Raw genomic sequence first — 14096 nt, forward strand, 5'->3', positions numbered from 1 at the left:
GGACCATGGAGGGACAGACGCCCATGCCCGCGCCGGTACTGGCGGCCTACAGCTACTGCGAGGCCGTCACCGGACAGCAGGCCCGTAATTTCGCCTACGGCATCAGACTGCTGCCGACCGACAAGCGGCAGGCATTGTCCGCGATGTACGCCCTCGCCCGGCGGGTGGACGACATCGGCGACGGCACGCTCGCGCCCGAGATCAAGCAGGCCCGCCTCGACGACACCCGCGCCCTGCTGGAGCGGGTGCGCGAGGGCGCCGTGGACGAGTACGACACCGACCCGGTCGCGGTCGCCCTGGCCGACGCCGCACGCCGCTTCCCGATCCCGCTCGGCGGGCTCGACGAGCTGATCGACGGTGTGCTCATGGACGTACGGGGAGACACCTACGAGACCTGGGACGACCTCAAGGTCTACTGCCGGTGTGTCGCGGGCGCCGTCGGCCGGGTCTCGCTCGGTGTGTTCGGTACGGTGCCGGGCGTGCCCGGTGCCGAGCGCGCGGCCGAGTACGCCGACACCCTGGGGCTCGCCCTCCAGCTGACCAACATCCTCCGGGACGTACGGGAGGACGCGGGCAACGGGCGTACGTATCTGCCCGCCGACGACCTGGCCAAGTTCGGCTGCTCCGCCGGGTTCCACAGCGTCACCCCGCCGCGCGGCGCCGACTTCGCCGGGCTGGTGCACTTCGAGGTGCGCCGCGCCCGCGCGCTGTTCGCCGAGGGGCTGCGGCTGCTGCCGCTGCTCGACCGGCGCAGCGGTGCCTGTACGGCGGCCATGGCCGGTATCTACCGCCGGCTGCTCGACCGGATCGAACGCGACCCCGAGGCCGTGCTGCGCGGCCGGGTCTCGCTGCCGGGGCACGAGAAGGCGTATGTCGCGGTGCGCGGGCTCTCGGGGCTGGACGCGCGGACCGTCTCCCGGCAGGCCGTCAGGAGGCGTGGCTGATGCGGTGTCCCGTACGGGTCGCTCCGGCCGCCCACGCCTCCGCGCCGCCCTCGAATGTATGTGCGTGTCGTGGGTGCTCAACCCCGGGCCGCCGGGGCGCGTCCCTGACTACGAGCGCGGTAGGGGGGACCACATGACGGCACCGGAGGACGGCTCCCGCGCCCACCACGCCGTCGTGGTCGGCGGTGGACTCGCCGGGATGACCGCCGCGCTCCAGCTCGCCGACGCAGGGGTCCGCGTGACGCTCGTCGAGGGACGACCCCGGCTCGGCGGACTCGCCTTCTCCTTCCGCCGCGGCGACCTCACCGTCGACAACGGCCAGCACGTCTATCTGCGCTGCTGTACGGCGTACCGCTGGTTCCTCGACCGGGTGGACGCCGCCGCGCTCGCCCCGGTCCAAAGCCGGCTGGACGTCCCCGTGCTCGATGTCGGCGGCGACCGGCCCCGGCTGGGCCGAATCCGGCGCAACGCGCTGCCCGTACCGCTGCACCTGGCCGCCGGGCTCGCGACGTACCCGCATCTCTCGCTCGCCGAGCGCGCCTCCGTCGGCCGTGCCGCGCTCGCGCTGGGGCGGCTCGACCCGGCCGATCCCGCGCTCGACGCCATCGACTTCGCGAGCTGGCTCGGCCGTCACGGCCAGTCGGACCGCACCATCGAGGCGCTCTGGGACCTGGTCGGCGTCGCGACCCTCAACGCCACCGCCCCGAACGCCTCCCTGGGGCTGGCCGCCATGGTCTTCAAGACCGGGCTGCTCTCCGCGCCGGGCGCCGCCGACATCGGCTGGGCGCGGGTCCCCCTCGGCGAACTCCACGACACGCTGGCGCGCAAGGCGCTGGACTCCGCGGGCGTACGGACCGAGCTGCGCGCCCGCGTCGGCTCCGTCTCCCGCGCCCCGGAGGGCGGCTTCCACGTCGACCTGGACGGGGAGCGGCTCGACGCGGACACCGTCGTCCTCGCCGTCCCCCCGCGCGAGGCACACGCGCTGCTGCCCGACGGCGCCCTCGACGCGCCGGACCGACTGCTGGAGATCGGCACCGCGCCGATCCTCAACCTCCATGTCGTGTACGGCCGCAAGGTGCTGCGGCGCCCCTTCTTCGCCGCGCTCGGCAGCCCGGTCCAGTGGGTCTTCGACCGTACCGACGCCTCGGGGCTGAAGGACGGCCAGTATCTGGCGGTCTCCCAGTCGGCGGCCGAGGACGAGATCGACACCCCCGTCTCCGTACTGCGTGAGCGCTACCTCCCCGAGCTGGAGCGGCTCCTGCCCGCCGCGCGCGGCGCGGAGGTACGGGACTTCTTCGTCACCCGGGAACGGACGGCGACCTTCGCGCCCGCCCCCGGCGTGGGCCGGCTGCGGCCCGCCGCCCGGACGCGCGCCCCCGGCCTCTTCCTGGCCGGGGCGTGGACCGCCACCGGCTGGCCCGCCACCATGGAAGGCGCGGTGCGGAGCGGCTTCGGCGCCGCGGGCGCGGCGCTGGGCGCACTGGGCCGCCGCCACGAACACCCCTTGCAGGAGGCGGCATGAGCCCGAGTACTGCACCTACGAGTACTGGAACAAGAGGAGAGACCGTGCCGACCGTGCCCCCGGCCCATCCGGCTGTCGACACCGCGGACGTCTACGCGCTGCTGGAACGTGGCAGAGCCCTGTCCGCGCCGGTGCTGCGTGCCGCCGTCGACCGGCTCGCCCCGCCCATGAACACCGTCGCCGCCTACCACTTCGGCTGGATCGACGCCGAGGGCAGGCCCGCCGACGGCGACGGCGGCAAGGCGGTGCGCCCGGCGCTCGCGCTGCTCTCCGCGGAGGCGGCCGGTGCCGCCCCCGAAGTGGGGATCCCCGGCGCGGTCGCCGTGGAGCTGGTCCACAACTTCTCGCTGCTGCACGACGACCTGATGGACGGCGACGAGCAGCGCCGCCACCGCGACACGGTATGGAAGGTGCACGGCCCGGCCCAGGCGATTCTCGTCGGTGACGCCCTCTTCGCGCTCGCCAACGAACTCCTCCTGGAGATCGGCACCCCGGAGGCCGGCCGCGCCACCCGGCGGCTGACCACCGCCACCCGCAAGCTGATCGACGGTCAGGCCCAGGACATCTCCTACGAGCACCGCGAGCGGGTCACCGTCGAGGAGTGCCTGGAGATGGAGGGCAACAAGACCGGCGCGCTGCTCGCCTGCGCCGTCTCCATCGGTGCGGTCCTCGGCGGCGCCGACGACCGCACCGCCGACATCCTGGAGACGTACGGCCACCACCTCGGCCTCGCTTTCCAGGCCGTCGACGATCTGCTCGGCATCTGGGGAGACCCCGAGGCCACCGGGAAGCAGACCTGGAGCGATCTGCGCCAGCGCAAGAAGTCCCTGCCGGTCGTCGCCGCGCTCGCCGCGGGCGGCCCGGCCTCCGAGCGGCTCGGCGAACTGCTGGCGGCCGATGCCAAGAGCAATGATTTCGAGACCTTCTCGGAGGAGGAGTTCGCGACCAGGGCCGCGCTGATCGAGGAAGCGGGCGGCCGGGAGTGGACCTCCCAGGAGGCCCGCCGACAGCACGCCGTCGCCATCGAGGCGCTGGACGGCGTGGATCTGCCCGCCAAGGTACGGGCGCAGCTCATCGCGCTCGCCGACTTCGTTGTCGTACGGAAGAGATGATCATTATTCGTATATGACCGCAGTCGCCGTCCACAGCGCGTGCCCTCCCGGTACGCGCGCCGGACGACGGAGACCCCAGGCACAGCAGAAGAACACCACTGCACGTTAGGGGAAGCCATGACAGCGACGACCGACGGAAGCCCCGGGGCCATGGGACCCCGGGCAACCGCGGCCAGCGGACCGACCGGAACGACCATCCCCCCCACCCCAGCCCCCGACGCCGGCCCGCGCGTCGCCGCCGAGCGGGCCACCGCACGCTCCGTCGAGTATCTGCTCGGCAGACAGGACGCCCAGGGCTGGTGGAAGGGCGACCTCGCCACCAATGTGACGATGGACGCGGAAGACCTCCTGCTCCGTCAGTTCCTGGGCGTCCAGGACCCCCGTACCACCGAGGCGGCCGCGCTCTTCATCCGTGGTGAGCAGCGCGCCGACGGCACCTGGGCCACCTTCTACCGGGGCCCCTCCGACCTCTCCGCCACCATCGAGGCCTATGTCGCCCTGCGGCTGGCCGGGGACCGCCCCGACGCACCGCACATGGCGCGCTCCGCCCAGTGGGTGCGCGACCAGGGCGGCATCGCCGGGAGCCGGGTCTTCACCCGGGTCTGGCTGGCCCTCTTCGGCTGGTGGAAGTGGGACGACCTCCCCGAGCTGCCGCCCGAACTGGTCTTCCTGCCCAAGTGGTTCCCGCTCAACATCTACGACTTCGGCTGCTGGGCGCGCCAGACCATCGTGCCGCTGACCATCGTCTCCGCGAAGCGGCCCGTACGCCCCGCCCCTTTCGCCCTCGACGAGCTGCACACGGACGCGGAGCGTCCCGTACCCCCCAGCCGATTCGCCCCCGTCACCAGCTGGGACGGCGCCTTCCAGCGACTCGACAGGGCCCTGCACGTCTACCGCCGGTTCGCCCCGCGCGCGCTGCGCCGGGCCGCCATGAACGCCGCCGCGCGCTGGATCATCGAGCGCCAGGAGAACGACGGCTGCTGGGGCGGGATCCAGCCGCCCGCCGTCTACTCCGTCATGGCGCTGCACCTGCTCGGCTACGACCTCGACCACCCGATCATGCGCGCCGGTCTGGAGTCGCTCGACCGGTTCGCCGTCCGGCGCGAGGACGGCGCCCGGATGATCGAAGCCTGCCAGTCCCCGGTCTGGGACACCTGCCTCGCCACCATCGCGCTCGCCGACGCGGGCCTCGGACCGGACCATCCGGCCCTGGTCAAGGCCGCCGACTGGATGCTCGGCGAGCAGATCGAGCGCCCCGGCGACTGGACCGTCCGCCGCCCTGGGCTCACCCCGGGCGGCTGGGCGTTCGAGTTCCACAACGACAACTACCCCGACATCGACGACACCGCCGAGGTCGTCCTCGCGCTGCGCCGAGTCGCCCACCCTGACTCCCGGCGGCTCGAAGCGGCCATCGAACGCGGCGTCCTGTGGAGCATGGGCATGCAGTCGAGGAACGGGGCCTGGGGGGCCTACGACGCCGACAACACCAGCCACCTCCCCGGCCGGCTGCCCTTCTGCGACTTCGGGGAGGTCATCGACCCGCCGTCCGCCGATGTCACCGCGCATGTCGTCGAGATGCTCGCCCACGAGGGCCGGGCCCACCACCCGGCCACCCGGCGCGGCATCGAGTGGCTCCTCTCCGAACAGGAGACCAACGGCGCCTGGTTCGGCCGCTGGGGCGTCAACTACGTGTACGGCACCGGCTCGGTGGTGCCCGCCCTGACCGCCGCCGGGCTCCCCGTCTCCCACCCGGCGATCCGCCGTGCCGTCCGCTGGCTCGAATCCGTACAGAACGAGGACGGCGGCTGGGGCGAGGACCTCCGCTCGTACGACGACGACGCCTGGATCGGACGCGGCGCCACGACCGCCTCCCAGACCGCCTGGGCGCTCCTCGCGCTCCTCGCGGCCGGGGAGCGGGAGAGCACGGCCGTCGAACGGGGCGTCGCCTGGCTCGCCGAGACCCAGCGGGAGGACGGCTCCTGGGACGAGCCGTACTTCACCGGCACCGGCTTCCCGTGGGACTTCTCCATCAACTACCACCTCTACCGGCAGGTCTTCCCGCTCACCGCGCTCGGCAGATACGTCCACGGGGAGCCCCGGCCCCTCGCCACCCGCGGACGCGCGCTCAAGGCCGTCTGATGGAACGGTCCCCGGGACCGTCCCCGGGCGGCGGCGCGCCCCTGCTGATCGCCTGCGCGCTCACCATCGAGCGGTTCGCCCTGCGCGGCGGCGGTCGGCCGGACGCGGCCGGTCCCGTCACCGTGCTGCGTACGGGCATGGGCCCCGAGAACGCCGGGCACGCCGTGGCACGCGCGCTCGGCGAGGCCCGGCACCGGGACGCGGCCGTCATCGCGGCCGGGTTCTGCGCCGGGCTGGCGCCGGGGATGAACCCCGGCGACCTGATCGTCGCCGACGAGACCAGGGACCCGGACGGCGCCCTGGCCTGTACGGGCACCGGGCTGCTGATCGACGCGCTGACCAGGGTCGTCCCGGGCCACACGGTCCACACCGGGCCGCTGATCGGCTCCGGCCATGTCGTACGCGGCAGGGAGCGGGCCGAGCTGCGCGCCACGGGAGCGCTGGCGGTGGACATGGAATCCGCCGCCACCCTCCGTACCGCGCTCGGGGCCGGGCCCCGCCCGGTTGCGGCCGTCCGGGTGATCGTGGACGCTCCGGAGCATGAGCTGATCCGTATGGGAACGGTTCGCGGTGGAATATCAGCCTTCCGTGTTCTCCGTGCCGTCCTTCCGGCTTTCTATGAATGGCACCGTTCTTTGCTGCTCCCCAGGAGGTGAGCTAGATGGCCATGCCACTCCGTCAGACCATCAGGGTCGGGACGTATCTCTTCGAACAGAAGCTCCGCAAGCGGGAGAAGTTCCCGCTGATCGTCGAACTGGAACCCCTCTTCGCCTGCAATCTCGCCTGCGAGGGCTGCGGGAAGATCCAGCACCCGGCCGGGGTGCTGAAGCAGCGCATGCCGGTCGCCCAGGCCGTCGGGGCGGTGCTGGAGTCCGGCGCGCCGATGGTCTCCATCGCGGGCGGCGAGCCCCTGATGCATCCGCAGATCGACGAGATCGTCCGTCAGCTGGTGGCCAAGCGGAAGTACGTCTTCCTCTGCACCAACGCGATGCTGATGCGCAAGAAGCTGGAGAAGTTCACCCCCTCGCCGTACTTCGCCTTCGCCGTGCACATCGACGGCCTGCGCGAGCGGCACGACGCGTCGGTGGCCAAGGAGGGCGTGTTCGACGAAGCCGTGGCGGCCATCAAGGAGGCCAAGCGGCGCGGCTTCCGGGTCACCACCAACTCCACCTTCTTCAACACCGACACCCCGCAGACCATCGTCGAGGTGCTCAACTACCTCAATGACGAGCTGAAGGTCGACGAGATGATGATCTCGCCCGCCTACGCCTACGAGAAGGCCCCCGACCAGGAGCACTTCCTCGGCGTCGACCAGACCCGCGAACTGTTCAGAAAGGCGTTCTCCGGCGGCAACCGGGCCCGCTGGCGGTTGAACCACTCGCCGCTCTTCCTGGACTTCCTCGAAGGCAAGGCCGACTTCCCCTGCACGGCCTGGGCCATCCCCAACTACTCGCTCTTCGGCTGGCAGCGCCCCTGCTATCTGATGAGCGACGGGTACGTACCGACGTACCGCCAGCTCATCGAGGAGACCGACTGGGAGAAGTACGGCCGCGGCAAGGACCCGCGCTGCGCCAACTGCATGGCGCACTGCGGCTACGAGCCGACCGCCGTCCTCGCCACCATGGGCTCCCTCAAGGAGTCCCTGCGGGCGATGCGCGAGACGGTCGCCGGGACGCGGTGACCGGAGATGAACGCCGGTGAGCCAGTGGCACCGGGGCTCCCCGGTCCGGCGGACCGGCCGGTCCGCCGGACCGGATCCCGCGGGCGTACCCCTGCGGACCTCCGGCATCCCCGAGCGGTGGAGATCGCGGGATGGACCGGTGCCGCCCTCGACCCCGTACCGGAACCCGCACGCAAGGAGGGCACCTGATGACCGGACCCCGGGGATTCGACCTGGCGCGGCTGCTCGCGGAGCGCGGCGCCGAACGCTACGAACTGCACACCAGACACCTCAACCACCAGCTCCCGCGCATGCTGCGCACCATCGGCTTCGACCGGGTCTACGAGCGCGCGGAGGGCGCCTACTTCTGGGACGAGGACGGCAACGACTACCTGGACATGCTCGCCGGCTTCGGGGTGATGGGCCTCGGGCGGCACCACCCCGTCGTACGCAAGGCGCTCCACGACGTCCTCGACGCCTCGCTCGCCGATCTCACCCGCTTCGACTGCCAGCCGCTGCCCGGACTGCTCGCCGAGAAGCTCCTGGCCCACAGCCCCCATCTCGACCGGGTGTTCTTCGGCAACAGCGGTACGGAAGCGGTGGAGACCGCCCTCAAGTTCGCCCGGTACGCCACCGGGAAACCCAGGATCCTGTACTGCTCGCACGCCTTCCACGGGCTGACCACCGGCTCGCTGTCGGTCAACGGCGAGGACGGCTTCCGCGACGGCTTCGCCCCGCTGCTGCCCGACACCGCCCTCGCGCTCGGCGATCTGGACGCGCTCCAACGGGAGCTGGCCCGTGGCGATGTGGCCGCACTGATCGTCGAACCGATCCAGGGCAAGGGCGTGCACACCGCGCCGCCCGGTTTTCTGCGCGCCGCCCAGGAACTGCTGCACCGGCACGGGGCACTGCTCATCGCCGACGAGGTACAGACCGGCCTCGGACGCACCGGGGACTTCTACGCCTACCAGCACGAGGAGGGCGTCGAGCCGGATCTCGTCTGTGTGGCGAAGGCGCTCTCCGGGGGCTACGTGCCCGTGGGCGCCACGCTCGGCAAGGACTGGATCTTCAAGAAGGTCTACTCCTCGATGGACCGGGTGCTGGTCCACTCCGCGAGCTTCGGCTCCAACGCCCAGGCCATGGCGGCGGGCCTGGCCGTGCTGTCCGTACTGGAGGACGAGCGGATCGTCGAGCGGGCACGGGCCACCGGGGAGCTGCTGACGGCACGGCTGACGGCGCTGGTGGACCGCTACGAGCTGCTGTACGAGGTGCGCGGCCGGGGCCTGATGGTCGGCATCGAATTCGGCCGGCCGGACTCGATCGGGCTGCGCAGCCGCTGGACCATGCTCCAGGCCGCCCGCAAGGGACTCTTCGCGCAGATGGTGGTCGTACCGCTGCTCCAGAAGCACCGCATCCTCACCCAGGTATCCGGCGACCGGCTCGAAGTGATCAAGCTGATCCCGCCGCTGACCATCGGCGAGCGGGAGGTCGAGCGCTTCGTGACCGCCTTCACGGCCGTCATGGACGATGCCCATGGGGGCGGCGGACTGATGTGGGACTTCGGGCGGACACTGGTGAAGCAGGCCGTCGCCAACCGGTAGTTTTTCCCGTCGGGGGCCGGACTGAATTGCCTCCGAGGCAAGAAATTTGCCCCGGAGGAAAGTTCCTGGCGGAATGGAGGCATGAGCATCCCTCCCGGCGGCGGTCCGGCCGACGCGCCGCCCGAGCACCTGCCGGATGTCGCGCCACGCCTGCGCGAGCTGCGCCGGGGCCGTGCGCTGACGCTGGAGACCGCGGCCCGGCGGGCCGGGCTGTCGCCCGCCCATCTCTCCCGGCTGGAGACCGGCCACAGACAGCCCTCCCTGCCCATGCTGCTGGCCCTGGCCCGGATCTACGGCACCACCGTCTCCGAGCTGCTCGGCGAGCTGCCACCGGAGCGCGACCCCATCGTCCGGGCCGGTCGGACCGACCCCGTCGAGGCCGACGGCTGGACGTACCACCAGGCGGGCTCCCCCGGCCGGGCGATGCAGCCGCTCCGGCTCCGGGTGCCGTACGGGGCGCAGGGCGACCTGGTCCGCGTACATCCGGGGGAGGAGTGGCTCTATGTCCTCGAAGGGCGGCTGCGGCTGGGCCTCGGGGGCACCGGGCATCTGCTCGGGCCCGGGGACAGCGCGCACTTCGATTCGCTCACCCCGCACCGTATCGCCGCGGACGGAGCCGAGGGAACCGAGCTGCTGTTCGTCCACACCCTGGTGCAGAGCCCCGCCGCCGAGCTGTGCCTCGGCGCGGGGGTGCGTCGCCGCTGAGCCGTTCCACGTTTCATCACGATCCCGACCACATTCCCGGCCATTCCCCGATCACGTTTCCGATCACATTCCGAGAGAGGCCCGCACCATGCCGGAATCAGAGAACCGCGTAGCCGCTGCGACCGAGCCGGAAAGCCCGGGGGGCCGGTCCGTACGGGAGGAGAAGAAGTTCCCCAGGGGGCTGGTCATCCGGCTGTTCGCCTATCTGGTGGCCGGACATGTCTTCGCCGCGTTTCTGTACGTGCTCTTCGAGCTGGGCGCGAAGGGATAGCGGGCGCCCGTCAGCCGTTGTCGAGAAGACGGGCGCGCAGCAGCTCGCGGGTCTCGGGGGCGACCCCGAGACCATCGGCGAGATAGCGGTCGGTGCCGCCCCAGGTCTTCTCGATGGTCTCGAAGGCGGCGGCGAGATACTCCACCCGCGCGTCGAAGAGCGGCGCGAGCAGCTCCATCACCTCGGGGGAGGTTCCGGCGGGTGAGGTGTCGCCGCGCCGGACCCGGTAGCGGCGGTGCGGGTCGTTCGACTTCAGATAATCCGCCTCGATCGCGTCCGGCTCGACACCGACCGCGAGCAGGGCCACCGCGACGGAGAGCCCGGCCCGGTCCTTGCCCGCCGCGCAGTGCAGGAGCGCGGGCACGCTGTCCGAGGCGAGCGCGTGCAGGATCCGGCTGTGCTCGGCGGTGCGGTCCACGATGATCATCCGGTACGAGGCGATCATCCGCGCCGCCGCCCTGCCCTCCGCGAGGAGCGAGCGCAGCTGGCCGAGATCGCCGACGCGGACCATCCGCCAGAACTCGGCGCCGTCGGCGGGGTCGCTGAGCGGGATGTTCACATTGCGTACGCCGGGCAGCTCGACATCCGGACCGTCCAGTTTCCGGTCGGCCTCGTTGCGGAAGTCGAAGACGGTGTGCAGACCGAGGGTGGCGAGAAAGGCCGTGTCGGTGTCGGTGGCATGGGCGAGATGGCCACTGCGGAAGAGCTTGCCGTGGGCCACCCGTCGGCCGTCCGTGGTCGGAAGTCCGCCCACATCACGGAAGTTGCGCACACCGGACAGTTCGGGCTCCGTCGACGGGATGTGCGGCAGCTGCTGCGTCACGGCGTGCTCCTCCGTGGTCTGCCGTCGGCGCGGCCCGCCGACGATACCGGCTTCTGACCCTACGACATCTGTTCAAGAGGGCGATCGGCCCGGTGGAGCTGTATTCAGATGCCTATCAACCGGACATTATGTTCGCCTTAATGCAGCCCAAATGGCGACCTGACCGTATTGGGTACTTCCGCATAACCTGCCCCCATGGAAGTGGATATGGGGATCGATGAGTGAGCGGAATCATATCCGTGACGTTCCGTGGCGATGGGGAGAAAGGGATTTCACTCCCCCCAGGGGAACTGACGGTTCGTGAGGCACGCAGGGTGACGGTGATGTCCGGCGATATTCGAGTGGTCGGCCGTGGCCGAAAGTGGCGGCTTGTTCCGGCCGTCCGACTCGCCTACGTTCACCCTCAATCCGGACGGAACGCCGAATCCTGCCGCCGACCGGAGCACACATCCATCCATCCATGTGTGGCAGGAGCGGGGGACCCACGGTAGTACGCCGATCCGGAGACCCGGACGGCTCGGGGTGAAGTCGCGCAACGCGGCCGGGCATCTCCAGCCCGAACCCGACAGCTCACCTCGTAGGCGCCGGAGAGGAACGCACCATGCCCGCCAAGGGTAAGCACCGTCGTCCGAAGAGCAGTCCGTTCTCGCGCCGCGGATTCATCGCCGCGGGTACGGGCGGCGCGGCCATCGCCCTTCCGCTCATCGGCGCCGCCGGCGCCGAGGCCGCTCCCTCCGTGGCCCCGCAGGCCACCTCCGAGCTGCCGCAGGCGGTGCCCGCGGCCGCGCAGGCCGCTTCCGCGGCGCGTACGGCCCGGAGCGAGGCCGCCGTGCAGAGCGCGACCGCCGTACCGCAGCAGCGGGCGGCCGCGCAGATCGCCGCGGCGAGGGCCACGAAGACCTACTCCGTGGTCTCCGGTGACTATCTGTCCAGGATCGCGGACGAGCAGAACGTCCAGGGCGGCTGGCAGAAGCTGTACGAGGACAACCGCGAGGCGGTCGGCGGCGACCCCGGGATGATCCACCCCGGGCTGAAGCTGACCCTCGGATCGAAGGCCACGACGGCCCGCGCCGAGACCCGGGCGGAGTCCTCCGGGACCCCGTCCTCGTCGCGGTCCTCCGCCTCGTCCGCCTCGTCCTCTTCGGGGTCCGCGAAGCCGTCCACCGTGACCAAGGCTCCGGAGGCCGAGGCCCCGACCACCGACAAGGCCGCGCAGAGCAGCGGTTCGGGCTTCACCCGGCCCGTCGACTCGGCGGTCGGCACCTCCTACCGCGCCTCGGGCGGAAGCTGGTCCAGCGGCTACCACACCGGGGTGGACTTCATCGCGCCCTCGGGCTCCACCATCAAGGCGGTCGGCGCGGGCACGGTCGTGACGGCGGGCTGGGGCGGCTCGTACGGAAACCAGATCGTCATCCGGCACGACGACGGCAGGTACTCGCAGTACGCCCATCTGTCGTCCCTCTCCGTCTCCACCGGCCAGAGCGTCGGCCAAGGCCAGCAGATCGGTCTCTCCGGTGCCACCGGCAATGTCACGGGACCGCATCTGCACTTCGAGATCCGCACCGGACCGGAGTACGGCTCGGACATCGACCCGCTGGCCTATCTGCGCGCGTACGGTGTCACGGTCTGATTCGTCCCGCTGTCCGATTTCATAGCGCTCCCGCACCACGCTGCCCGGCACTCTCCGTGCCGGGCAGCGGTCGTATACGGCTATTCCCGGTTGGGGAAAACTTGACGGATGGCGTTTCTCACCCGGGGTCAACCCCTCCCTACGGTCGCGTAGGTCACATCCCCGGTGGAAAATGATCTGCTGTGGCAGACGATTCGAGATCAAGAGAAAATGGCGTGTTCGGGTCGTACGCGGCGATTGGCGACAGCTTTACGGAGGGCGTGGGAGACCCGGGCCCCGACGGACAGTTCGTCGGCTGGGCGGACCGGCTCGCGGTCCTGCTCGCCGACCGGCTGCCGGTGACCGGCCCGGTCCCGGACACCGGGCACGGAGATTTCCGGTACGCCAATCTCGCCGTGCGCGGCCGACTCCTCGACCAGATCGTCGAGGAGCAGATCCCCCGGGCGAAGGAACTCGCCCCCGACCTGGTGACCTTCTGCGCCGGTGGCAATGACATCCTCCGTCCCGGCTCCGACCCCGACGATGTCGCCGAGCGCTTCGAGCGGGCCGTCGCCGAACTCACCGGTGCCGTCGGCACGGTCATGCTGACCACCGGCTTCGACACCCGTGGCGTCCCCGTGCTGCGTCATCTGCGCGGCAAGATAGCCACCTTCACCGCCCACACCCGGTCCATCGCCGATCGCTACGGCTGTCCGGTACTCGACCTCTGGGCTCTGAAGTCCGTCCAGGACAGGCGCGCCTGGGACGGCGACCGGCTGCATCTGTCGCCCGACGGCCACACCCGGGTCGCGCTGCGCGCCGCCCAGGTGCTCGGACTCGACGTACCGGCGGACCCCGACCAGATCTGGCCGCCGGAACCGCCGCGCGGCACCCTTGAGGTGCGGCGGGACGACATCCACTGGGCGCGGGAGTATCTGGTGCCCTGGATCGGACGCAGACTGCGCGGCGAGTCCTCCGGGGACAAGGTCGAGGCGAAGCGCCCCGACCTGCTGCCGCTGGAGCACTGACACCGGAGCCCTGGACAACAGGGAAGCGGGTCCCGGCACGTCACACCGGCCGCCGGGACCCGCTCCGGCTATCCCGCCCGCGAGCACGTCGTGCAACAGTGGCGTCTCCGGACGCACATGACGGCTGTCAGGGCAGGCGCACACCGCGAGCGCCCGGCGGTACGGTACGCACCGGTGCGCCGGACCTGACCCGCCGTGACCGGTCAGTCCCGGTCCGCCACGAGATCCTCCGGACCGATCAGCGCCTCGCCGCCCTCCGCCGTACAGGCGTAGGCACCGGCCCGCGCGCCGAGCCGGGCGGACTCCTCCAGACCGCGGCCGGCCAGCCTGCCGTGGAGGAAGCCGCAGACGTACGCGTCGCCCGCGCCGTTGGAGTCCACCACGGGGGCGGGCGGCGGGGTCGCCGGGACCGGGCGCGGGGACCGGCCGCCCTCACGGGTCATCACGTACGAGCCGCCCGCGCCCGCCGTCGCGATCACCGCTTCGGCCCGGCCCTCGCGGAGGATCTCCCGCATCACCGAGGCGATCCGCTCACCCGCCCCGGCCGCGCTGAGGAACACCAGATCGGAGCGGAACGCGAACTCCCGTGACGGCGGTCTCCGTAAGCTCCCCGTGTGCGGCCAAATACCGCGCAATTTATGGCCACGGGTTTCCCCGCGTACGGCCAGATCTTCTCCCCGCT

At 71.4% G+C, this 14096-nt stretch carries 13 protein-coding genes and 1 riboswitch; of the genes, 11 read left to right on the forward strand and 2 right to left on the reverse strand.

Going from position 1 to position 14096, the window contains the following annotated elements; all coding sequences use genetic code 11:
• The first annotated feature begins 5 nt into the window (after positions 1–5).
• The 9 genes from hpnD (at position 6) to ACIP8W_RS05560 (ending at position 9954) form a co-directional block, all read left to right on the forward strand.
• Positions 6–944, forward strand: a complete 939-nt coding sequence (gene hpnD, locus ACIP8W_RS05520) for a presqualene diphosphate synthase HpnD (RefSeq protein ID WP_401953376.1) — start codon at positions 6–8, stop codon at positions 942–944.
• A 133-nt stretch (positions 945–1077) separates the two neighbouring features.
• Positions 1078–2466 (forward strand): hydroxysqualene dehydroxylase HpnE, encoded by a 1389-nt coding sequence (hpnE, locus tag ACIP8W_RS05525; protein WP_401953379.1) that lies wholly within the window; start codon positions 1078–1080, stop codon positions 2464–2466.
• A 53-nt stretch (positions 2467–2519) separates the two neighbouring features.
• A complete protein-coding gene (locus ACIP8W_RS05530; RefSeq protein ID WP_401953554.1) occupies positions 2520–3578 on the forward strand; it encodes a polyprenyl synthetase family protein in 1059 nt (352 codons plus the stop codon).
• A gap of 117 nt (positions 3579–3695) precedes the next feature.
• Positions 3696–5717, forward strand: coding sequence for a squalene--hopene cyclase (shc, locus tag ACIP8W_RS05535; protein WP_401953381.1), 2022 nt, complete (start codon positions 3696–3698; stop codon positions 5715–5717).
• Entirely contained in the window at positions 5717–6373 is a 657-nt protein-coding gene (locus ACIP8W_RS05540) for a 1-hydroxy-2-methyl-2-butenyl 4-diphosphate reductase (protein ID WP_401953384.1), read from the forward strand. The genes shc and ACIP8W_RS05540 overlap by 1 nt, the downstream gene beginning before the upstream one ends.
• A 5-nt stretch (positions 6374–6378) precedes the next feature.
• Complete coding sequence (hpnH, locus tag ACIP8W_RS05545) at positions 6379–7398, forward strand: adenosyl-hopene transferase HpnH (RefSeq protein ID WP_401953387.1); 1020 nt, start codon at positions 6379–6381, stop codon at positions 7396–7398.
• Between the two features lie 188 nt (positions 7399–7586).
• Positions 7587–8978, forward strand: coding sequence for an aspartate aminotransferase family protein (locus tag ACIP8W_RS05550; protein WP_402202028.1), 1392 nt, complete (start codon positions 7587–7589; stop codon positions 8976–8978).
• Positions 8979–9059: 81 nt separating this feature from the next.
• Positions 9060–9683, forward strand: a complete 624-nt coding sequence (locus ACIP8W_RS05555) for a helix-turn-helix domain-containing protein (protein ID WP_401953391.1) — start codon at positions 9060–9062, stop codon at positions 9681–9683.
• A gap of 88 nt (positions 9684–9771) precedes the next feature.
• A complete protein-coding gene (locus ACIP8W_RS05560) occupies positions 9772–9954 on the forward strand; it encodes a DUF6126 family protein (RefSeq protein ID WP_401953393.1) in 183 nt (60 codons plus the stop codon).
• A gap of 10 nt (positions 9955–9964) precedes the next feature.
• Here ACIP8W_RS05560 and ACIP8W_RS05565 read toward each other — a convergent pair whose 3' ends face one another.
• A complete protein-coding gene (locus tag ACIP8W_RS05565; protein WP_401953396.1) occupies positions 9965–10777 on the reverse strand; it encodes a tyrosine-protein phosphatase in 813 nt (270 codons plus the stop codon).
• 408 nt (positions 10778–11185) lie between these two features.
• Positions 11186–11374, forward strand: a riboswitch (cyclic di-AMP (ydaO/yuaA leader).
• Positions 11375–11378: 4 nt separating this feature from the next.
• Here ACIP8W_RS05565 and ACIP8W_RS05570 point away from each other — a divergent pair.
• Positions 11379–12407, forward strand: a complete 1029-nt coding sequence (locus ACIP8W_RS05570; RefSeq protein WP_402202031.1) for a LysM peptidoglycan-binding domain-containing M23 family metallopeptidase — start codon at positions 11379–11381, stop codon at positions 12405–12407.
• Positions 12408–12589: 182 nt separating this feature from the next.
• On the forward strand, positions 12590–13414 hold the full coding sequence (locus tag ACIP8W_RS05575; RefSeq protein ID WP_401953401.1) for an SGNH/GDSL hydrolase family protein: 825 nt from the start codon (positions 12590–12592) through the stop codon (positions 13412–13414).
• Positions 13415–13617: 203 nt separating this feature from the next.
• Here the strand turns inward: ACIP8W_RS05575 and ACIP8W_RS05580 are convergent.
• The coding region (locus ACIP8W_RS05580; RefSeq protein WP_402202033.1) for a PfkB family carbohydrate kinase at positions 13618–14096 on the reverse strand (479 nt) is incomplete at its 5' end.

It is taken from the genome of Streptomyces sp. NPDC088554 (genome assembly GCF_044752945.1).
Classification (GTDB): domain Bacteria; phylum Actinomycetota; class Actinomycetes; order Streptomycetales; family Streptomycetaceae; genus Streptomyces.

Coding starts and splice junctions, on each gene's coding strand:
- hpnD (WP_401953376.1), top strand. CDS start 6: ATGGAGGGACAGACGCCCATGCCCGCGCCGGTACTGGCGGCCTACAGC.
- hpnE (WP_401953379.1), top strand. CDS start 1,078: ATGACGGCACCGGAGGACGGCTCCCGCGCCCACCACGCCGTCGTGGTC.
- shc (WP_401953381.1), top strand. CDS start 3,696: ATGACAGCGACGACCGACGGAAGCCCCGGGGCCATGGGACCCCGGGCA.
- ACIP8W_RS05540 (WP_401953384.1), top strand. CDS start 5,717: ATGGAACGGTCCCCGGGACCGTCCCCGGGCGGCGGCGCGCCCCTGCTG.
- hpnH (WP_401953387.1), top strand. CDS start 6,379: ATGGCCATGCCACTCCGTCAGACCATCAGGGTCGGGACGTATCTCTTC.
- ACIP8W_RS05550 (WP_402202028.1), top strand. CDS start 7,587: ATGACCGGACCCCGGGGATTCGACCTGGCGCGGCTGCTCGCGGAGCGC.
- ACIP8W_RS05555 (WP_401953391.1), top strand. CDS start 9,060: ATGAGCATCCCTCCCGGCGGCGGTCCGGCCGACGCGCCGCCCGAGCAC.
- ACIP8W_RS05560 (WP_401953393.1), top strand. CDS start 9,772: ATGCCGGAATCAGAGAACCGCGTAGCCGCTGCGACCGAGCCGGAAAGC.
- ACIP8W_RS05570 (WP_402202031.1), top strand. CDS start 11,379: ATGCCCGCCAAGGGTAAGCACCGTCGTCCGAAGAGCAGTCCGTTCTCG.